Here is a 19,757-nt window from a genome sequence, read left to right on the forward strand (position 1 = left end):
TGAGTTCTCAAGGAACGGACGCTTCCTTCGTACTCACCCTCTCGGGCTTTCCTCCGGGCGCTTCCCTTCGGTGTTTCCAACCTTACCAGATCCGATTTCCGGCCCTGGCCCCCTGCTGGAGCGGGGTCTTTCTCGCCTTTCCGCTTTCGCGGCCCGGCGTGATCACTACTTTAGCGGATTTCCCCGACGGCTCCCAATCGAGCCGTTCGGCACCGTATTTCGACACAGCAAAATACGACCCCGTCCGGGGCATCCTCGTGAGTAGTGGTGGTGCCGCCCAGGGCTGCGCACGGCGCTGCCCGGCTCAAGCGGCTCGGGCTACGTTAGGGGGTCCCGGCCACGGAGTCAAGCAGCCTGTCCGGCCGTCCGGTTCCGGTTGCGCGGCACATGGGCCCGGTACGGGCTGACCGTGGGATCGCCGTCGATCCAGAAGCGCCAGGGGTGATCGGCGCCGTCACCGCCGACTCCGGTGCGGGGGCCGTTGCGGATGCGCTCGGGAGGCACGGGGTGCCCGGTGAGTACGGAGAGCGGGGAGTCCTGGCCGGAGCAGAGGTCGGTGCCGTTGAGGCCGCGGTCGACGTCGAGCGCTGTGGCCAGGCGGGCGGGGCCCTGCGCCAGTTCGCGGTCCCGGCGGGCCTTGGGGCGGCGGGTGCGGGCGAGGTCCGCGCCCTTGACCACTTCGCCGCCGCGCAGGAGTACGCCGCTCGCGGTGCCTTCCGGCCCGCAGACGAGGTTGAGACTGAACCACATGCCGTAGATGAAGTAGACGTATGCGTGGCCGGGTGGTCCGAACATCGCGGCATTGCGTTCGGTGCGGCCGCGGTAGGCGTGCGAGCCCGGATCGGCCTCTCCTGCGTAGGCCTCGACCTCCGTGATGCGCAGTTCGATCGGACCGTCCGGGGTTCTGCGGACGAGGACGCGCCCGAGCAGTTCGGGGGCCACGTCCAGGACAGGGCGGTCGAAGAACTCGCGGCCGATCGGCCGACGGTCAGGCGCGGAGGTCATGCCGAGCGAGCGTAGTGGACCCCGGGGCACGGCCGCTCCGCGCCTTTAGCCGGCCGCTCCTCAGCCGAGCAGCACCGCCAGGGGTGCCTCGCGGTCGGCCCAGTAGTCGACGGCTTCGGTGAGGATCGCCTCCGCGGTGCGGGCGTCCTTGGGGGCCGCCTTGCTGAAGGGGTCCCAGTCCTCGGTCAGCAGCAGGTAGCCGCGGGCCTTGCCCTCGTTGCGCCACCAGGACAGGTCCATGAGGCAGTCGGCGAGGGCGTCCCAGTTCTTGCCGAACCAGGCGGGAAACTCCAGGTCGGAGGCGCTCTGGTCCAGGAAGGCGGCCTTGCCGGTGACGCCCTTGAGGCGCAGTACGGCCGCGCGCCAGTCGCTCTCGGCGGCGAGGGACACCGCCAGGGGGACGGACTCGGTGGGCGGCAGTCGGTAGACGCCCGGGGGGATGGAGCCGTTGAGCAGCCCGGGGACTCCGGGTGCGGGCAGCAGTCCGGTCATGGTTGCACCACCGCTTCGAAGGTCTCGTAGTGGTCGCTGGTGTAGTAGCGCTCGGAGTGGTCGCCGGTGATGATGCGCTGGGCGCCGCGGTTGCGGGCGCCGGGGGTGGGGACCGTGTACTCGTGGTAGTAGCCGCGGCGCTGCTTGGGCAGGCGGTTCTCGTAGTTGCCGAAGACGGTGCCGTCCTTGTCGTACGGGAACGGGCCGCCCTTGTCGATGAGGTCGAGGGTGTGCCGGGCCTCGGCCGGCAGCTTGCTGCGGGAGACCGTCTTCATGCCCTTCGCCCAGGGCGGGGTCGCGGCGGCGGCCGCCCCCGAGGTGGCGCCGGGCGCCGGGGCGGCCGTACTCCCGGAGGAGCCGGCGGCCGGGCGTTCGGTCTTGTGCCCGCCGGAGGAGCAGGCGGGCAGCAGGAGCAGGGGCAGGGCGGCCAGGAGGGCGGTCAGCGTGCGCAGGGCGCGTCCGGCCGGTCTCCGCCCGGGAGTACGTGCGGAAGAAGTCCGGGGCAGGTTTCGGGGGGTGGGCAGGGCGAGGAGTTGTCGTAGCTGTCGAAGCACGCTCGTATGGTCGCAGCCCGGGCGGAGTTCGCCTCGTTAGGCTGGCGTTTTCACCGTTCCTCGCGTACAGGAGGTGTCGCCAGTGTCCGAGCAGAAGCGTCGGCCGCTGCCCCACGATTTCCACCCGCCGGTGCCGTCGTTCGCCGTGGTGAGCGACGATGTGACGCCCGGTGGGAAGCTCGGCAGCGCTCAGGTGTACAGCGGGGGCAACACCTCGCCGCACCTGCGGTGGGAGGGCTTCCCCGAGGGGACGAAGAGTTTCGCCGTGACGTGCTTCGATCCTGACGCTCCGACAGGCAGCGGGTTCTGGCACTGGGTGCTGTTCGATATTCCGGCGTCGGTCACGGAGCTGCCGGCGGGGGCCGGGAGCGAGGGTTTCAAGGGGCTGCCGGCGGGTGCGGTGCACGCGCGCAACGACTACGGGACGCGGGACTTCGGCGGCGCGGCGCCGCCGGCCGGGGACGGGCCGCACCGGTACGTGTTCACGGTGTACGCCGTGGACCGGGAGAAGCTGGGCCCGGACGCGGCGGCGTCGCCGGCGGTGGTGGGCTTCCACCTGCGTTTCCACGCGCTGGGCCGGGCGCAGTTGATCGGCGAGTACGAGGTGCCGGCCGGGGGCTGAGGACCGCAACCGGCGTGCGGCGTCCGGAAATTCCGTTGCGCCCCGCCGCCCCGGGCCGCACAGTGGTGCGTGGCCGCTCGGCAGTCGGACCGCCTGTCGGGCAGCGGGCACCGCAGTGGCGGGGGCGGCGGGGCGCGCGAGCGCCGGGCCGTCCGCCGGAGCCCGGTCCTCGTACCGGGTGACCGCGTCCGCTGCCGTACGCTCCGGGCCCGCGTCGATGACACGGGGGAACGGGCCCGGAGCGCTGCCCCGTCAGTCCCTGCCGATCAGCTGGACGATGGCGACGACGCCGACCGCGACGATGACGCCGCGCAGCACGGTGGGCGGGAGCCTGCGGCCGACCTTGGCGCCCAGGCGGCCGCCGAGCGCGGAGCCGGCGGCGATGAGCAGGACGGCGCGCCAGTCGAAGCGGGCGGCGCAGAGGAAGAAGAGCGCGGCGACAGCGTTGACGATCAGTGCGAGGACGTTCTTCAGGGCGTTGATGCGCTGCAGGTCGTCGCGGAGCAGTACGCCCATGAGGGAGAGGTGGAGCACGCCCTGGGCGGCGCCGAAGTAGCCGCCGTAGGCGCTGGAGAGCAGCAGGCCGGCCAGCAGGACGGGGCCGCCGTCCGGGGATGCTGCCCGGTTCCCTCCGGGGGAGCGTTCGCGGCGGCGGGCGAGGGCGGCGGCGAGTCTCGGCTGGAGGACGACGAGGACCAGGGCGAGGCCGATGAGGGCGGGCACGATCACATCGAAGGCCCGTGAGGGGAGGGCGAGCAGCAGGACCGCGCCGACGAGCCCGCCGGTCAGGGCGGTAATGCCGAAGCGGATGATCCGGCCGCGCTGGCCGCGCAGTTCACGGCGGTAGCCCAGGACCCCGCTGATGTTGCCGGCGACCAGGCCGAGGGTGTTGGAGACGTTGGCGGTGACCGGTGGCAGGCCGAGGGCGAGCAGGACCGGGAAGGTGACGAGGGTGCCGGAGCCGACGACGGTGTTGATGGTGCCCGCGCCGATGCCGGCGGCGAACACCGCCGCCGCCGCTGCGAGTGTCATGTGCCGCTCTCCCCGTCATGATCGGTGGCCGGTCGGCACGATCATGACGGACGAGGGGGCGGGAGAGAGGCCGGCGGACGGATGTGCCGACCGGTGCGCTGCCGTCCGGGCGACGGCCCCGGCGGTGTCTCAGTCGATGGGGGGCTGCTCGCGGCGGGGCTCCCCCTTGGTGAGCTTCGGGCCGCCCCCGGGGGAGCCGAAGTTGCCGACGGCGCCGCTGAGGCCCTTGAGGGCGTCGCCGATCTCGCTGGGCACGATCCAGAGCTTGTTGGCGTCGCCCTCGGCGATCTTCGGCAGCATCTGCAGGTACTGGTAGGAGAGCAGCTTCTCGTCCGGGTCGCCGGCGTGGATGGACTCGAAGACCGTGCGGATCGCCTGGGCCTCGCCCTCGGCGCGCAGGGCGGCGGCCTTGGCCTCACCCTCGGCCCGCAGGATCGCGGACTGCTTCTCGCCCTCGGCGGTGAGGATCTGGGACTGGCGGATGCCCTCCGCGGTGAGGATCGCGGCGCGCTTGTCCCGGTCGGCGCGCATCTGCTTCTCCATCGAGTCCTGGATGGAGGTGGGCGGTTCGATGGCCTTGAGCTCGACGCGGTTGACGCGGATGCCCCACTTGCCGGTGGCCTCGTCGAGGACCCCGCGCAGGGCGGCGTTGATCTCCTCGCGGGAGGTCAGGGTCCGCTCCAGGTCCATGCCGCCGATGATGTTGCGGAGCGTGGTGACGGTGAGCTGTTCGATGGCCTGGATGAAGCTGGAGACCTCGTAGGTGGCGGCACGGGCGTCGGTCACCTGGTAGTAGATGACGGTGTCGATGTTGACGACGAGGTTGTCCTGGGTGATCACCGGCTGGGGCGGGAACGGCACGACCTGCTCGCGCAGGTCGATGCGGTTGCGGATCGAGTCGATGAACGGGACGACGATGTTCAGGCCCGCGTTGAGGGTCCGGGTGTAGCGGCCGAAGCGCTCCACGATGGCGGCGCTGGCCTGTGGGATGACCTGGACCGTCTTCATGAGGGCGATGAAGACGAGCACCACCAGGATGATCAGGACGATGATGATCGGTTCCATCGTGGCTCCCCGTGCCTGTCGAGAGTGATCGAGTCGCTGGAGTCTTTCAGAACGCGGCGCCGTCGTGCAGCGGTTGGGGGCAGATCGCGCCCCGTGCGGGTCGCCCGGGAGGGTGGATCACGGTTCACATCACCACGGCCGTGGCGCCGTCGATCTCGACCACGTCGACCTGCTGGCCCACGTCGAAGGTCCGCTCGCTGTCGAGGGAGCGGGCCGACCAGACCTCGCCGCCGAGTTTGATCCGGCCGCCCTGGGCGTCGACCCGCTCCAGGACGACGGCCTGGCGGCCCTTGAGGGCGTCCACGCCGGTCGGCAGTGAGGGGCGCCGGTCGCGGTGGCGGTTGGCGAAGGGGCGGACGACGGCGATCAGGGCGACCGAGACCACGGCGAAGACGATGAACTGGGTGACGGTGCCCCCGCCGAGGCGGGAGGTGACGGCGGCGGCGACGGCTCCGAGCGCGAGCATGCCGAACTCGGGCAGCGCGGTGACGACCAGCGGGATGCCCAGTCCGACGGCGGCCACGAGCCACCACACCCATGTGTCCACGTGTTCATGGTAGGCGCGGTGGCCGCCCCCGGACAGGGCACCGGGCAAGGGCGTGGGGTCAGGACAGCGGCAGGCCCTGGGCGGTCCAGCGGTCGCCGTTGCGCTCGACGACCAGCGGCAGGCCGAAGCAGTGCGAGAGGTTGCGTGAGGTGAGCTCCAGCTCGACGGGGCCGGCCGCGAGCACCTTGCCCTGACGGATCATCAGCACGTGGGTGAAGCCCGGGGGGATCTCCTCCACGTGGTGGGTGACCATGAGCATCGAGGGGGCCAGCGGGTCGCGGGCGAGCCGGCCGAGGCGGCGCACCAGGTCCTCGCGGCCGCCGAGGTCGAGGCCCGCGGCGGGCTCGTCGAGCAGCAGCAGCTCGGGGTCGGTCATCATGGCGCGGGCGATCAGGGTGCGCTTGCGCTCGCCCTCGGAGAGGGTGCCGAACTTGCGGTCCAGGTGGTCCGACATGCCGAGCACGTCGAGGAAGGCGCGGGCGCGCTGCTCGTCGACGGCCTCGTAGTCCTCGCGCCAGCCGGCCGTCATGCCGTAAGCGGCGGTCAGGACGGTCTGCAGGACGGTCTGGCTGCGCGGCAGCTTGTCGGCCATGGCGATGCCGGCCACGCCGATGCGGGGGCGCAGTTCGAAGACGTCGACCGTGCCGAGCTTCTCCCCGAGGACCTTGACGGTGCCCGTGGTCGGGAAGAGATAGCTGGAGGCGACATTGAGCAGGGTGGTCTTGCCGGCGCCGTTGGGGCCGAGGATCACCCAGCGCTCCCCCTCCTTGACCGACCAGGAGACCTGATCCACCAGAGCCCGGCCCTCGCGGACCACGGATACGTCCACCAGTTCCAGCACTTCGCTCATGAGCGCCTTGTCTCCCATTGCCGTGTCGTCGTCGCCTGCGCCGGTGGGCGCGGCTCCCAAGGAAAACCTACGCCACCCGCTGTCGGTGCTGGTCCTTAGGCTGGGGCCATGCTCCTTGAACACCGCTCAGGACGGTTCACCGCGTGGGGAAATGCCCTCATTGCCGGTTTTGCTGCGCCGGATGACGCCGCGCACCACATCACGGGGAGTGACGCCGTGCACCGCGTCACCGGGCTGCCGGGGGAGAGCGGACCGGTCGGCCTCACGCTCGCGCTCGGCCGGCTGCGCGCGCTCGGCGCGACGGGGCTGCGGCTGGCGCTGCCGGTGCCCGGGCATCCGCTGGGCCTCAGCGGGCCGCCGGAGTTCAATGCCCGCGCCCTGGAGGCCGGCGAGGCCGTCGTCGCCTCGGGCGCGGCGCTGGGGCTCGTCCCGGAGGTCGCGGAGTACGGGCCGGAGGGCGATGTGCACGCCGAGGTCCAGTGGCGCTGCCTGGCCGTGCGGGACGCGCCGCCCGCAGACGTCCCCTCGCTCGGCGAGGCCGAGCGGGAGCTGGCGGAGGCCCTGCGCGAGGCGACCGAGGTGCTCGCCCGGCTCGACGTGGCGGGCTCGGGCCCGGTCGCGCAGGCCGCTCTGGAGGCGTACCGGGCGCGCGCGGAGCGCGGCCGCGAGCTGCTCGCTCCCGGCTATCCGCCGCGGGCGGCGCGGGTCCTGGAGCTGGCCCAGCGGGTGGGGGCGCTCGTCGCCATCGCCCACCGGCCGGGGGACGGCGGCGGCCGCGAGCACGGGGCGGCGGTGAGCGCCTCGCAGATAGCGGCCCGGGCGGAGGCGCTGCGCCCGGTGGAGCGCACGGCACGCCGGGCCGAAGTCGCCGCGTACAACGCGATGGTGGAGGAGCGCGAGCGGCGACGCCCCTGAAAGTTCCGTGCTTTCCGGGCACTTGGGCTTGCGCCGTGCCCAAGTGGGCTCCTCGTCGAGCGGCTTGGCGGACCATAAGGCGGCTCGGCACGCGAAGGCCCCCCGGACTTCCGGTCCGGGGGGCCTTCCTGACGTGGGCTCAGTCCGCGTTGACGCAGGTGTTGCCGAACGTCGGGTTCAGCAGACCGATGATGTCGATCGTGTTGCCGCACAGGTTGATCGGGAGCTCGATCGGAATCTGGATGACATCGCCGGTCAGGATACCGGGCGACCCCTTCGCGACACCTTCGGCGTCGGCCCCGCCATGGCGTCGGCCGTGATCCTCGTCGTGAGCGGACGCAACACCGACCGAGGCACTGACGGCGAGGCCCGTCGCCGCCAGGACGAGGGCCGCCTTCTTGGCTCTGTTCATGAGGTCTTCCTTCTGCTGATGTCCTTGACGGGCCCCAGCCGCGGGGCCGCGTACTGATGAACGCCAGCGCACCGCCGATGGCACGGCCATCGGCGGTGTTTGCCCTCGTTCGGACGATTGATCGCCCTCGCCCGCCCGGCCGGGCAGCCCCCGCGGCCGGGCGGAGCAGGTGTCGCTGCTTACTCGTTCACGCAGAGGTTGCCCATGGCCGGGTTCATGGCGCCGACGATGGTGATGGTGTTGCCGCACAGGTTGGTGTCGACATCGACGGGCACCTGGACAACATTGCCCGAGACAACGCCGGGGTTGCCCTCCGCCTTGCCCTGAGCACCATCCCCGCCGTTCCCGGACGCGGACGCGATTCCGGCACCGGCGAGGGCGAGGCCGCTGGCAGCGATCGTCAGGACAGCGGCCTTCTTGATGTTCTTCACTCTTCTTATGCCTTCCTCAAGCACGTTCGCCACGGCCAGGCGCCGCGGGGTACGCCATGGAGAACGGGCCGCCGGAAGCGGAGTTGCGGGGGCGGATCGACCACCACACGACCGTATGAATCTCTCATCGGAAGAACGACTTCCGGCACGGCGGGCACATACGTGCCGGAAGGCTGCCCGCACCCTCGCGCGTTCAGTCCCCGATCCCATGCCGTACGGCCCACAGGGCCGCCTGGGTGCGGTCGGCGAGGTCGAGCTTCATCAGGATGTTGGAGACGTGGGTCTTGACGGTCTTCTCCGACAGCACGAGAGCGCGGGCGATCTCACGGTTGGAGCGGCCGTCCGCGATCAGGGCGAGGACCTCGCGCTCCCGGTCGGTGAGCGCGTTGCCGCGGCCCTGGCCGCCGCCGGCCTCCTCCTGGGAGAGCAGCGCGCCGGCCACCTCGGGCTGGAGCAGGACGTGCCCGGCGTGCACGGAGCGGATGGCACCGGCCAGGGCGTCGGGGTCGACGTCCTTGTAGACGTAACCGGCCGCGCCCGCGCGCAGGGCGGGGATCACGGTGCGCTGCTCGGTGAAGCTGGTGACGATCAGCACCCGGGCGGGGTTGTCGCGCTCGCGCAGCCTGCGCAGTGCCTCGATGCCGTCGGTGCCCGGCATCTTGACGTCCATCAGGACGACGTCCGGGCGCAGTTCCTCGGCGGCGGCCACGCCCTCGTCACCGTCGGCGGCCTCCCCCACGACCTCGATGTCGTCCTGCACCTCCAGGAAGGTGCGCAGGCCGCGGCGGACGACCTGGTGGTCGTCGACCAGCAGTACCTTGATCACGTCTTCAGCCACCGGGCACCTCCATCTTGATCGCGGTGCCCTTCCCGGGCTCCGACACAACGCTCAGCCGGCCGCCCACGCCGCTCGCGCGGTCGCGCATCGACACCAGGCCCAGGTGGCGGCCCGCCCGGCGGACGGCGGCGGGCTCGAAGCCGCAGCCGTCGTCGCTCACGCACAGCGCGGCGCCCGGGCCGCGCCGGGTGAGGGTGACCTCCACGTGCTCGGCGCCGGAGTGGCGCAGGGCGTTGTGGAGGGCCTCCTGGGCGACCCGCAGCAGCGCCTCCTCCTGGGCGGAGGGCAGCGCCCGTACCCCGCGGGAGGCGAAGGTGACGTGCGCGGCGTGGGCGCGGTCGAGTACCTGCACCTGGGTGCGCAGGGTCGCCACCAGCCCGTCCTCGTCGAGCCCGGCCGGGCGCAGTTCGACGACGGCGGCGCGCAGTTCGTCGGCGGCCTCGGCGGCGAGCCGGTTCACCTCCTGCAGCTCGCCCTTGGCGCGCGCCGGGTCACGGTCGACGAGGGCGGTCGCGGCCTGTGCGGTCAGCCGCAGGGAGAACAGCTTCTGGGCGACGGCGTCGTGCAGCTCGTGGGCGAGGCGGGCGCGTTCCTCGACGATGGTCAGCTCGCGGCCGCGCTCGTAGAGGCGGGCGTTGGTCAGGGCGATGGCGGCGTGCTGGGCGAGGACGCGCAGGAGTTCCTCGTCCTCGGTGGTGAAGGAGCAGCCGTCGGTGCCCGGGCCGCAGGGCTGCCCGTGCCGCTGCTTGTTGGCGAGGAACAGGGCGGCGAGGATCTCCTCGCCGTCGGCCACCGGCACGCCGATGAAGTCGGACATGTCGGGGTGGGTGGCGGGCCAGCCGCGGAAGCGGGGGTCCTTGCGGACGTCGGCGAGGCGGGTCGGGGTGCCGTGCTGGAGCATCGCGGCGAGGATGCCGTGCTGACGGGGCAGCGGACCGATGGCCTTCCACTCGTCGTCGCTCACGCCGTCGACGACGAACTGGGCGAAGCCGCCGTGGTCGTCAGGGACGCCGAGCGCGGCGTACTGGGCGTCGAGCAGCTCCCGCGCGGAGACGACGATGGTCTTGAGGACGTCGTGCACCTGCAGATGTCTGCTCATGGCGAGGAGTGCGGTGCTCACGGCTGTCAGTCCGGAGCGCGGGCCATGGGTCATGGGGCTCACGGTACCGAGGCGCGTACGGGGGTGTATCGGCCCGTCGGTGGCAGGGCGCTGGGGCCGGGGGCCTAGGTCCAAGGGCCCGGACGCTCACGGGGCGGGGGACGGGGTCCGGGCGCGAATCCGCGCGTACGGCTCCCGCGGCGCCCGGACGGGCACCAGACTCTGAACATGCCCACATCAACGACGCAGTGGACCCCGACCTACGGCGACCCCTACCGCCCGGTGCCCTACCGGCCCGGGCGGATGCCCGCCGCCGAGTCCCTCGCGCGCGCCGCCGAGCTGCGCGAGCGCATGGACCGGCGCCGGACCGTACGCCAGTTCTCGACCGATCCGGTGCCCGAGCAGGTGGTGCGGGACGCGATCGCGTGCGCGGCGACCGCGCCGTCCGGGGCGCATCAGCAGCCGTGGACCTTCGTCCTGGTCAAGGACCCCGAGGTGCGCCGGAGGATCCGGCGGGCGGCGGAGGAAGAGGAGCGGATCTCGTACGCCGGGCGGCTGGGCGAGGAGTGGCTGGCGGCGCTGCGGCCGCTGGGCACGGACGAGGTCAAGCCGCATCTGACGGACGCGCCCGCGCTGATCGTGGTCTTCCAGCAGCGGTACTGGCTGGGGCCGGACGGGGCGAGGCGCAAGCACTACTACGTGGACGAGTCGGTCGGCATCGCGGTGGGGATGCTGCTGTCCGCCCTGCATCTGTCGGGGCTCGCGGCGCTCGTGCACACGCCGAGCCCGATGCGGTTCCTCGCCGAGGTGCTGGGGCGGCCGGAGAACGAGAAGGCCTTCGCGGTGATCCCCGTGGGCTATCCGGCGCCGGACTGCCAGGTCCCGGACCTGGTGCGCAAGAGTCTCCAGCAGGTGCTCGTCGAGGTCTGAGCCGCGCGCCCCGGCGGGCGCCGCCGGTGCTCGACGATCACACACGGTCCGTACGGAAGGGCTCACAGCGGGCGACCCGGGCGGGTGCCCGGTGTGAGCCCGGGCATAGGACCCAGATCACGTACGAAGCCGCCTAGTGGACGCATAAGGCGGCGATAAACACACGCTGAGAGCGTGTCCTCTCCCTCTCGCGGCCTCTCCCCCGGGGCCCCGCAACGAAGCCGGGTAGTACGTCGCGGCTTTGCTTCGGGATTTTGCGGCCGCTAAGAATTTCCCCCGTCGCAGGGCGCCGCCGATCGAGGGGTGGCGCTTTTTTGCGCCTCCTGGGCCACTGCGACGTCAAGCGATTGGAAGAGGTTCAGCTCAGTCATGCGCTCCACCATCTCCGGCAGTCGTCGGCTGTCCAAGGTCCACATGTTCTCCGCCGCCGGCATCGCCGCCGCGGGCGTCGCGACCGTGGCGTTCGCCGTGGTCCCCGCGGGCGCGGAGGACAAGACCCGGGCCGTCTCCGTCAAGCCGGTCGCCTGGAACACCGCCGACTTCGGCACGCTGGAGCAGCAGGACCACCTCAACCAGCAGGCGGACAACGCCGCCCGGCAGGCGAAGGCCGAGGCCGAGGCGAAGAAGAAGGCCGAGGACGAGGCCGCCGCCAAGGCGAAGGCCGACAAGGAGCGCGCCGAGAAGGAGGCCGCGAGCCGCTCCGAGGAGCGCGCCCCGCTGCAGGCCGCGCCCGCCGCCCCGGCGAAGAAGGTCTACGCGAACAACCTGGACGGCTGGATCCGCGAGGCCCTGGACGTCATGCAGGCCAAGGGCATCCCCGGCTCGTACAACGGCATCTACCGCAACATCATGCGCGAGTCCACCGGCAACCCGCAGGCCATCAACCTGTGGGACTCCAACGCCGCCAAGGGCATCCCGTCCAAGGGCCTGCTCCAGGTGATCGACCCGACCTTCAAGGCGTACCACGTCGAGGGCACCTCCTGGGACATCTACGACCCGGTCGCCAACATCACCGCGGCCTGCAACTACGCGGCCAAGGTCTACGGCTCCATGGACAACGTGAACTCGGCCTACTGAGCCGGTCCGTCCGTTCACGCACGACGAAGGGCGGCCGCCCCGGACATCCCGGGGCGGCCGCCCTTCGTCGCACCGCACGCGGCTACTTGCGCATGACCTCCGGCTCGTGCCGCCGCAGCAAACGCGCGACTGCGAATCCGCAGAGGATGCCGAGGGCGGCGAGGACGCCCACGTCGACGGCCCACTGGCCCGCGCTGTGCGTCCAGAGCGGGTCGAGGTTGTCCCTGTTGTTCTTGTCCATCGGCGCCATGATGTGCGAGAGGTCCAGCGTGGTGCCGAGGCCCGCGAGCGCCCAGCGGGCGGGCATCAGCCAGGCGACCTGCTCGACGCCGGGCGCGTCGTAGACCTTGAACAGGATGCCGGTGAAGACGATCTGGACGATCGCGAACATCACCAGCAGCGGCATGGTCTTCTCCGTGGTCTTCACCAGGGAGGAGATGACGAGGCCGATCATCATGCACGTGATGCCGAGCGTGGTGACCACCAGGCACATCTCGACGGCGGGCAGGGACTTCAGGACCAGGCCCTGCTCGGGCAGCGTACGGACCGAGAAGCCGATGCCGCACATCAGGGCGGCCTGCACCGCGGCGATCACGCCCAGGACCACGACCTTGGACATCAGATACGCCGAGCGGGACAGGCCGACAGCGCGTTCCCGCTCGTAGATGACCCGTTCCTTGATCAGCTCACGGACGGAGCCCGCGGCACCGGCGAAGCACATGCCGACCGCGAGGATCAGCGTGATCACGCCGGCGTCCTGGTTGAAGTGGCCCTTCGCGGGGACGCCGAGGCCGTAGTCGGCCGGGATGACGGCGCTCACCCCGCCGATGACGGCCGGCAGGGCCAGCATCAGGCCCATGAAGCCGCGGTCGGAGGCGATGACCGACACATAGCGCCGCATGAGCGTCCACAGCTGGGAGCCCCAGCTCTGCGGCTTGGGCGGGCGCACGGTGGACCGCTGCGCGGCGGCGGACTGCGGGGCGACGGCGTCGATGTCCGCCGCGTACATCTGGTAGTGCTGCGAGCCGCGCCAGCGGCCGGACCAGTCGTAGTCGCGGTAGTTCTCGAAGGCCGAGAAGACATCGGCCCAGCTGTCGTAGCCGAAGAAGTTCAGGGCCTCCTCGGGCGGGCCGAAGTAGGCGACCGAACCGCCGGGGGCCATCACCAACAGCTTGTCGCACAGGGCGAGTTCGGCGACGGAGTGGGTGACCACGAGCACCGTGCGGCCGTCGTCGGCGAGGCCGCGCAGCAGCTGCATGACGTCGCGGTCCATGCCCGGGTCCAGGCCGGAGGTGGGCTCGTCCAGGAAGATCAGCGAGGGCTTGGTCAGCAGCTCCAGGGCGACGGAGACGCGCTTGCGCTGGCCGCCGGAGAGCGCGGTGACCTTCTTGTCGGCGTGGATGTCGAGCTTGAGCTCCCCGAGCACCTCGGCTATCCGGGCCTCGCGCTCGGCGGCCGCGGTGTCGCCGGGGAAGCGCAGCTTGGCCGCGTAGCGCAGCGCCTTTCTGACGGTGAGCTCCTTGTGCAGGATGTCGTCCTGCGGGACCAGACCGATGCGCTGGCGCAGCTCGGCGAACTGCTTGTAGAGGTTGCGGCTGTCGTAGAGGACGTCGCCCTCGTCGGCGGGGCGGTAGCCGGTGAGCGCCTTGAGCAGGGTGGACTTGCCGGAGCCGGACGGGCCGATGACCGCGACGAGCGACTTCTCGGGGACGCCGAAGGAGACGTCCTTGAGGATCTGCTTGCCGCCCTCGACCGTGACGGTCAGCCGGCGGGCCGAGAAGGACACGGCGCCGGTGTCGACGAACTCCTCCAGCCGGTCGCCGACGAGGCGGAAGGTGGAGTGGCCGACGCCGACGATGTCGTCGGTGCCGATGATCTGGCGGCTGACGGGCTGGCCGTTGACGTAGGTGCCGTTGTGGCTGCCGAGGTCGACGATCTCGAAGCGGCCGTCGGCGGTGGCCCGGAACTCGGCGTGGTGCCGGGAGACCTGGAGGTCGGAGACGACGAGCTCGTTCTCCAGCGCGCGGCCGATGCGCATGACCCGGCCGACCGCCACCTGGTGGAAGGTGGTCGGGCTGCGGTCGCCGTAGACGGGGGCGGCGGCGCCGTGCGCGGCGTCCGGTCCCGCCGACTGCGGTGGGACGCAGGGCTGTTGCTGCCCTGACTGCCAGGCGTCGGGGGACGGCTGCGGGTACGGAGCCTGCTGCGGCCGGCCCTGGGACTGCGGTTGGGCCTGGGGCTGATCCTGGGACTGGGATTGGGGCTGGGGTGACCAGCCGGGGCCGGGCTCTGCCTGCGGCTGGTGGTGCGCCGGGGGCTGGTGCGGATGCTGCTGCGGCGCGGTGGTGGCCGCGTGGTGGGCCTGCGCTGCATGAGCCTCCGCGCCCGGGGCGGCCACGCCCGCCGGGGTCGCGGCACGGACACTCAGCCGCGGGCCGTCGGCGGCGTTGCCCAGGTGCACGGCCGCACCGGGGCCGAGCTCCAGCTCGTGGATCCGCCGGCCCTCCGCGTAGGTGCCGTTGGTACTGCCCTGGTCCTTCAGGACCCAACTGCGGCCGCTCCAGCGGAGGGTGGCGTGCCGCCACGAGACGCGGGCGTCCTGCAGCACCAGGTCGCCCTGCGGGTCCCGGCCGAGGGTGTACGACCTGGACGGATCGAGCGTCCAGGTCTGTCCATTCAATTCCAGTACGAGTTCAGGCACTCCATGCCCCACTACTTGTCCCCCGACGAGCGCCCTGTCTGCACAGGGAGTCCAGGGATGGCGAACATCGGGAGGCACTATTTCAGGCACAGTCACGGAACGGGAAGTCGGGGACTCGCGCACTCCGCGCCGGGCGCCGTTGACTGCGGAGAAAAGCGCCCTGAGAGTAGGTACCACCACGGATACGCACGGATCATCAGCATCCGGGCAAGCGGGCGGGGGACGGGGGTCCGTGATGGACAGCGCCGGGCGGGGCCGGACAGGGCGGGGCAGCGAGCTGCTGCTCTCCTCGATATCCGCTGTGAGCTGGGCTTTTATCGCCATGACCGGGGTCGCGGCGCTCGGTCTGCACCTGCTGGGGGCGGATGCCGCGGGCTCGCTCGGACCGATGACGGCGGCGGTCGTCGTCCTCGCCGTGGGCGGTTCACTCACTCCTTCAGGGGCTGTCGAAGCATTCGGTCTGACGGGCGCCGGGGCGCACAGCACCGTCGAAATCACGCCACTCGGTGTGAGTCTGGTGGGGGCTCTGTTACTGGGCGGCATCTTCGCGCGGTCGCTGCGGAGGGCGGGGCCGGTGCTGGCCGCCCGCGAACTGGCCGCGCGGGCGGGCACGGTGGCCGTTCTCTTCCTGCTGCTCGTCGCCGGACTGGCCTGGGCGGGCTCGGACACGATCACCTTCGACGGCCTCGGGCTCGGGGGCTCCGGTGCGTCACGGCAGGGGCTGCCCGGGCTCGGCGACCTCGGTGACCTCGGCGGCGAACTGCCCGACCGGCTCGCGGGGCTCGCCCGCGCCAAGGCCGAGGTCGGTTTCACCGTGCGCACCGGCCCCTCACTGCTGCACGGCGCGGTATGGGTGCTCGTCGTGCTGCTGATCGTGCTGCTGACGGCCCGCCGGGCGCCGCTGCCGCGCGGCTGGGAGCCCCTGCACCGGGGGCTGCGGCCGGCCGCCTCGGCACTGCGGTCGGTGCTGGTGCTCGCGGTCGGCGCGGGGCTGGCGGCGGCGCTGTACGCGGCGGCGGGCGACGACCACCCGGGGCGGGTGGCGGGCGCCGCGCTGCTGGGGGCGCCGAACGGGGTGTGGCTCGGGGTGCCGTTGGGGCTGTTCGTCTCCTGGCACGCCACGGCGAGCGGCGGCCTGGTGCACGTACTCCCCTCCCCCGTCGACGAGTTGCTCGGCGGGCGGGCGGAGGAGTCGCTCACGGTCGGCCGGCTGGCGGGGCTCGACGCGGGGGTGTGGCTGCTGACGGTGGCGTGCGTGGCGATGATGCTGACGGCCGGGGTGCTCACGGCGGTCCGTACGCCACGGACGGGCCCCGGGGCGCTCGCCTTCGCGGCCCGCTGCGCGCTGTGGCTGGGGGTGACCGGCGCGGTGGCGATGCCGCTGCTGGTGCTGCTGACCCGGGTGAAGGCGGACGCGAGCCTGTCGGTGCTGGGCGTGGACGCCTTCGGGGCGGGGCTGGAGCTGCGGGGCGACACGGCGATGGCGGTGGTCCTGGGCGCGGCGTGGGGGGCGGCGGCCGGACTCCTCGGCGGCCTGCTGGCCTGCGCGGCGGGGGCGGCGGGGCGCGGGGCGCTCGCGTACGGGCCGGGGGGCGCGGGACCGTCGGCGACGGCCGGGGGCGGGGGCGGACGGACGGTGCCGGAGCGTGCCTGGCCCCCTGGCGTGGGGGCTCCGCCGGCGAACCCCGGAGCGGCGGGCGGGCGCCACTCACCGTACGGGGGGCCGAACCCCTACCGCACCCCGCAACCACCGGAAGGCGACCGGACCGCCGGTACGCGGAACCCGGCAGGACCTGCGGGGGCTCCCCCGGCGAACCCTGGAGCGGCGGGTGGGCGCCGCCCGGCATACGGGGAGCCGGACCCATACCGCGTCCCGCAACCACCGGAAGGCGACCGGACCGCCGGTACGCGGAACCCGGCAGGACCTGCGGGCCCTCCCCCGGTGAACCCCGGCGCGGCCGATGGGCGCCACTCGCCGTACGGACGCCCGGACCCGTCTCCGGCGGGCCCCGGGGCCCCTTCTTCTGCGGGCCCCGTGCCGTACGGAGGCCCGAATCCCTGCCGCACTCCGCACGCCACAGAGCCGGGACAGCCGCCGGACCCGTACCGGCGGCCGTCCCTCGGTGCTCCGACGCGGCCGGGGCGGCCGCTGCCTCCGCCGCCGCAGGGGCACGGCTAGGGCCACGGGGCAGGGGCGGCACTGTCTCCGCGCCCGCAGAAAACCCGCACGTCAACGTTCCGTGGGCAAGCCGTCACCAGTTCTTCGCCGACCGGTCGGCGGGACACCTGTACGGTTCGATCGTGGCGCCCGATACGGTTAGAAGACCATGAGCGCATCCCAGATCCCGCCTGCCACCACTGTCGCGGGCGACGACGATCCCACTCTCCTCGTCAAGATCTACGGGAAGGACCGGCCGGGCATCACCGCCGGCCTCTTCGACACACTCGCCGCCTTCGCGGTCGACGTGATCGACATCGAGCAGGTCGTCACCCGGGGCCGCATCACCCTGTGCGCGCTGATCACCGCGCCCGCCGGGAACGGTGCGACGGAGGGCGAACTGCGGTCCACGGTGCACAGTTGGGCCGACTCGCTGCGTCTGCAGGCCGAGATCATCTCGGGCCGGGGCGACAACAGGCCCCGTGGCGAGGGGCGTTCGCACGTGACCGTGCTCGGCCATCCGCTCACCGCCGAGTCGACGGCGGCCATCGCGGCCCGGATCACCGGCACCGGCGGCAATATCGACCGTATCTTCCGGCTCGCCAAGTACCCCGTCACCGCCGTGGAGTTCGCGGTCTCGGGCGCCGAGACCGAGGCGCTGCGCACCGCGCTGGCGATGGAGGCGGCAGCGCGCGGGGTGGATGTCGCGGTGGTGGCGGCCGGGCTGCAGCGGCGTGCCCAGCGGCTGGTCGTCATGGACGTGGACTCCACCCTCATCCAGGACGAGGTCATCGAACTGTTCGCGGCCCACGCGGGCTGCGAGGCCGAGGTCGCGGAGATCACCGCGCGGGCGATGCGCGGCGAGCTGGACTTCGAGGAGTCGCTGCACGCGCGCGTGGCGCTGCTGGCGGGCCTGGACGAGTCGGTCGTGGACAAGGTACGGGCGGAGGTGCGGCTCACTCCGGGCGCCCGGACCCTGATCCGCACCCTGAAGCGGCTCGGCTACCAGGTGGGCGTGGTCTCCGGCGGCTTCACCCAGGTCACGGACGATCTGCGGGAGCGGCTGGGGCTGGACTTCGCCTCCGCCAACACCCTGGAGGTGGTGGACGGCAGGCTCACCGGCCGGGTCACCGGGGAGATCGTGGACCGCGCGGGCAAGGCCCGGCTGCTGCGCCGCTTCGCCGCCGAGGCCGGGGTGCCCCTGGCGCAGACGGTGGCCGTGGGCGACGGCGCGAACGACCTGGACATGCTCAACGCGGCGGGCCTGGGGGTGGCCTTCAACGCCAAGCCCGTGGTGCGGCAGGCCGCGCACACGGCGGTGAACGTGCCGTTCCTGGACACGGTGCTGTATCTGCTGGGCGTCACGCGCGAAGAGGTCGAGGCCGCCAACACGCACGAGTGAGCGCGCCCGGGGCACGGCCTGGCCGTGCCCCGGGGGCGAGCCCCCGTGCTGCGCCCCGCCCCGGGGCGGCGGCCGGCGCCGACGGCCCCGCTGCTGCCGCCCTCCCCCGCGCCGGGGCGCGCCCCGGCCCCGGGCACGCGGCCGCGCTCCGCGCCAGAGCCTTGCGGTGCCGGCCGACCCGCGCTCAGGCACGACGCAGCACCGGGCACACGATCGGCGGCTCGCCCCCGAGCGCGCTCCGCGCCAGGGCCCCGCAGCGTCCGGTCGGCCCCCGCCCGGCCGCCCGGGTCCGGCAGCGCTCGCAGTCGGCGCGAACCGCCCGGCGGACGCGGCTCCGGCGACGTCAACGGGCCCACGGGGCCCCTCAGTCGGCCTGGCCGGGTCGACACCCGGCCGGCCCGCGGTCAGCCCCGCGGGGACCAGTAGGCGACCAGCCGGGCCACTCCGTGCTCGACGGACTTCCAGGAGCCGGTGAAGGTGAGCACCGCCATCGCGCTGGTGGGGAAGCCGGAACGGTTCATCCGCGGCAGGAGATCGCCCTCGGCCTCCCCGGCCAGGGCGTCGGCCAGTGCGTGCATCCCGGGGTTGTGGCCGACGAGCAGCAGGTCGGCCACCTCGTCGGAGACCGTGTTGAGCAGGGCGATGAGCTCGCCGAGAGACGCTTCGTACAGCCGGTCCTCATAGATCGTGCGCGGCCTGTCGGGCAGTTCGTGGGCGACGAGCTTCCAGGTCTCGCGGGTGCGGGCCGCGGTCGAGCAGAGAGTGAGGTCGGGGATGATGCCGGAGCCGGCGAGCCAGCGGCCGGCGACGGGGGCGTCCTTGCGGCCGCGCTCGGCGAGCGGGCGCTCGTGGTCGGACTCCTCGGACCACTCGGCCTTGGCGTGACGGAGAAGGACGATCCTGCGAGGTGTATCGACGCTCATGTTTTCCAGCTTCGCATGAAACAGGCCCTCGGTCGCGGGGTGTTGACAGGGCGGGGAGCACGGGCACCGGCTGCCGCGGAGCGGGCACTCCGGGCCCCGGGGAGGGGAGCCTGCGGGAGGCGGCCGGGCCGGATCGCCCGCCCGGCCGCGCCCTCAGGGGGCTATGGCCCGCAGCGCGTGGGCGACCGCCCCGACGATCCCGGAGAGCGAGACTCCCGCCCCGGGGGCCGGGCCGGAGGCGGCCGCGGAGGCCGGGCCGGGAAAGACCGTCAGGGCCAGCAGCACCGCGAAGACAGCGCCGGGGATCAGCAGGGCCCACCACGACAGGCGGCGCTGCGCGGTGCCGTGCGTCGGGTACTGCGTGCCGGCGGACATGGGATCGCCTCCGAGGCTCCGGGAAGGGGTCGGCGCACCGCCGTCCCGCGGTGCACTTCGACGTTACGGAGCCACGCGTCCCCCGGCCATCCGGTGAACCACCCACTTACCCCTGACGGCCACCCCCTAGGGGATCACTGGGGAAGACCCCACCCCCCGGGGGACCGCCGTCCGGGATCAGGGCGAGGCGAGCGTGGCGATCACGGCGATGACGACGGTGATCGCGAGCATCACGCCGAGAATGGTGACCAGGGTCTTCTGGCCGTTCTGGGGATTCGGTTCGAGCACGGGCATGCGCCCAGTGTCCCACCCCGGCTCCGGGCCCCTTG

Annotated in this window: 21 protein-coding genes; 6 read left to right on the top strand and 15 right to left on the bottom strand. The window is 72.6% G+C overall.

From position 1 onward, the window contains the following. Positions 1–345: 345 nt before the first annotated feature. The 3 genes from ACFP1Z_RS19845 to ACFP1Z_RS19855 are packed head-to-tail and all read right to left on the bottom strand — an operon-like array spanning position 346 to position 2,003. Positions 346–1,005 (bottom strand): DNA-3-methyladenine glycosylase, encoded by a 660-nt coding sequence (locus ACFP1Z_RS19845; RefSeq protein ID WP_390317888.1) that lies wholly within the window; start codon positions 1,003–1,005, stop codon positions 346–348. A gap of 60 nt (positions 1,006–1,065) precedes the next feature. Beyond that, on the bottom strand, positions 1,066–1,497 hold the full coding sequence (locus ACFP1Z_RS19850) for a barstar family protein (RefSeq protein WP_390317890.1): 432 nt from the start codon (positions 1,495–1,497) through the stop codon (positions 1,066–1,068). Further along, entirely contained in the window at positions 1,494–2,003 is a 510-nt protein-coding gene (locus ACFP1Z_RS19855; RefSeq protein WP_390318282.1) for a guanyl-specific ribonuclease, read from the bottom strand. The genes ACFP1Z_RS19850 and ACFP1Z_RS19855 overlap by 4 nt, the downstream gene beginning before the upstream one ends. Before the next feature lie 130 nt (positions 2,004–2,133). On the opposite strand from ACFP1Z_RS19855, the gene ACFP1Z_RS19860 reads away from it, so the two are divergent. After that, entirely contained in the window at positions 2,134–2,673 is a 540-nt protein-coding gene (locus ACFP1Z_RS19860) for a YbhB/YbcL family Raf kinase inhibitor-like protein (RefSeq protein WP_390317891.1), read from the top strand. Between the two features lie 252 nt (positions 2,674–2,925). Here ACFP1Z_RS19860 and ACFP1Z_RS19865 read toward each other — a convergent pair whose 3' ends face one another. The 4 genes from ACFP1Z_RS19865 to ACFP1Z_RS19880 form a co-directional block, all read right to left on the bottom strand. After that, the gene (locus ACFP1Z_RS19865) at positions 2,926–3,705 is read right to left on the bottom strand and encodes a sulfite exporter TauE/SafE family protein (RefSeq protein ID WP_390317893.1); all 780 of its coding nucleotides are present in this window, start codon (positions 3,703–3,705) and stop codon (positions 2,926–2,928) included. Between the two features lie 129 nt (positions 3,706–3,834). Continuing rightward, positions 3,835–4,770 carry an SPFH domain-containing protein gene (locus tag ACFP1Z_RS19870; protein WP_390317894.1) on the bottom strand — a complete coding sequence of 312 codons (936 nt, stop codon included), beginning with the start codon at positions 4,768–4,770 and terminating at the stop codon, positions 3,835–3,837. Between the two features lie 124 nt (positions 4,771–4,894). Then, on the bottom strand, positions 4,895–5,317 hold the full coding sequence (locus ACFP1Z_RS19875) for an NfeD family protein (RefSeq protein ID WP_390317896.1): 423 nt from the start codon (positions 5,315–5,317) through the stop codon (positions 4,895–4,897). A 58-nt stretch (positions 5,318–5,375) separates the two neighbouring features. Then, entirely contained in the window at positions 5,376–6,167 is a 792-nt protein-coding gene (locus tag ACFP1Z_RS19880; protein ID WP_390317898.1) for an ABC transporter ATP-binding protein, read from the bottom strand. 108 nt (positions 6,168–6,275) lie between these two features. Between ACFP1Z_RS19880 and ACFP1Z_RS19885 the strand changes: the two genes are divergently transcribed. Beyond that, a complete protein-coding gene (locus tag ACFP1Z_RS19885) occupies positions 6,276–7,082 on the top strand; it encodes a hypothetical protein (RefSeq protein ID WP_390317900.1) in 807 nt (268 codons plus the stop codon). A gap of 139 nt (positions 7,083–7,221) precedes the next feature. On the opposite strand, the gene ACFP1Z_RS19890 is transcribed toward ACFP1Z_RS19885, so the two are convergent. The 4 genes from ACFP1Z_RS19890 to ACFP1Z_RS19905 all read right to left on the bottom strand — a co-directional run bounded on the left by ACFP1Z_RS19890 (position 7,222) and on the right by ACFP1Z_RS19905 (position 9,916). Next, the gene (locus tag ACFP1Z_RS19890) at positions 7,222–7,494 is read right to left on the bottom strand and encodes a chaplin (RefSeq protein WP_390317901.1); all 273 of its coding nucleotides are present in this window, start codon (positions 7,492–7,494) and stop codon (positions 7,222–7,224) included. A gap of 179 nt (positions 7,495–7,673) precedes the next feature. Further along, positions 7,674–7,925, bottom strand: coding sequence for a chaplin (locus tag ACFP1Z_RS19895; protein ID WP_390317902.1), 252 nt, complete (start codon positions 7,923–7,925; stop codon positions 7,674–7,676). A 193-nt stretch (positions 7,926–8,118) separates the two neighbouring features. Further along, positions 8,119–8,763, bottom strand: coding sequence for a response regulator (locus ACFP1Z_RS19900; protein WP_390317904.1), 645 nt, complete (start codon positions 8,761–8,763; stop codon positions 8,119–8,121). Continuing rightward, positions 8,756–9,916, bottom strand: coding sequence for a GAF domain-containing sensor histidine kinase (locus ACFP1Z_RS19905; protein ID WP_390317906.1), 1,161 nt, complete (start codon positions 9,914–9,916; stop codon positions 8,756–8,758). The genes ACFP1Z_RS19900 and ACFP1Z_RS19905 overlap by 8 nt, the downstream gene beginning before the upstream one ends. 174 nt (positions 9,917–10,090) lie before the next feature. Here ACFP1Z_RS19905 and ACFP1Z_RS19910 point away from each other — a divergent pair, with 174 nt between their 5' ends. Together ACFP1Z_RS19910 and ACFP1Z_RS19915 are read left to right on the top strand one after the other, a co-directional pair. Further along, positions 10,091–10,792 carry a nitroreductase family protein gene (locus ACFP1Z_RS19910; protein ID WP_390317907.1) on the top strand — a complete coding sequence of 234 codons (702 nt, stop codon included), beginning with the start codon at positions 10,091–10,093 and terminating at the stop codon, positions 10,790–10,792. Between the two features lie 369 nt (positions 10,793–11,161). After that, positions 11,162–11,869 carry a transglycosylase SLT domain-containing protein gene (locus ACFP1Z_RS19915; protein ID WP_390317909.1) on the top strand — a complete coding sequence of 236 codons (708 nt, stop codon included), beginning with the start codon at positions 11,162–11,164 and terminating at the stop codon, positions 11,867–11,869. Positions 11,870–11,951: 82 nt separating this feature from the next. Here ACFP1Z_RS19915 and ACFP1Z_RS19920 read toward each other — a convergent pair whose 3' ends face one another. Continuing rightward, complete coding sequence (locus tag ACFP1Z_RS19920; RefSeq protein ID WP_465269278.1) at positions 11,952–14,570, bottom strand: FHA domain-containing protein; 2,619 nt, start codon at positions 14,568–14,570, stop codon at positions 11,952–11,954. A gap of 235 nt (positions 14,571–14,805) precedes the next feature. Here ACFP1Z_RS19920 and ACFP1Z_RS19925 point away from each other — a divergent pair, with 235 nt between their 5' ends. Together ACFP1Z_RS19925 and serB are read left to right on the top strand one after the other, a co-directional pair. After that, positions 14,806–16,749, top strand: a complete 1,944-nt coding sequence (locus ACFP1Z_RS19925) for a streptophobe family protein (RefSeq protein ID WP_390317913.1) — start codon at positions 14,806–14,808, stop codon at positions 16,747–16,749. A gap of 148 nt (positions 16,750–16,897) precedes the next feature. Further along, positions 16,898–18,130 (top strand): phosphoserine phosphatase SerB, encoded by a 1,233-nt coding sequence (gene serB, locus ACFP1Z_RS19930; protein ID WP_390317915.1) that lies wholly within the window; start codon positions 16,898–16,900, stop codon positions 18,128–18,130. A 404-nt stretch (positions 18,131–18,534) separates the two neighbouring features. Here the strand turns inward: serB and ACFP1Z_RS19935 are convergent, their stop codons facing one another. The 3 genes from ACFP1Z_RS19935 to ACFP1Z_RS19945 form a co-directional block, all read right to left on the bottom strand. After that, a complete protein-coding gene (locus tag ACFP1Z_RS19935) occupies positions 18,535–19,053 on the bottom strand; it encodes a SixA phosphatase family protein (RefSeq protein ID WP_390317916.1) in 519 nt (172 codons plus the stop codon). Positions 19,054–19,206: 153 nt separating this feature from the next. Further along, positions 19,207–19,428, bottom strand: coding sequence for a hypothetical protein (locus ACFP1Z_RS19940; protein ID WP_390317917.1), 222 nt, complete (start codon positions 19,426–19,428; stop codon positions 19,207–19,209). Between the two features lie 177 nt (positions 19,429–19,605). Continuing rightward, positions 19,606–19,722 (bottom strand): SGM_5486 family transporter-associated protein, encoded by a 117-nt coding sequence (locus tag ACFP1Z_RS19945; RefSeq protein ID WP_390317919.1) that lies wholly within the window; start codon positions 19,720–19,722, stop codon positions 19,606–19,608. Between the last annotated feature and the right edge of the window lie 35 nt (positions 19,723–19,757).

This window comes from Streptomyces gamaensis (genome assembly GCF_042656465.1).
Classification (GTDB): Bacteria; Actinomycetota; Actinomycetes; order Streptomycetales; family Streptomycetaceae; genus Streptomyces; species Streptomyces gamaensis.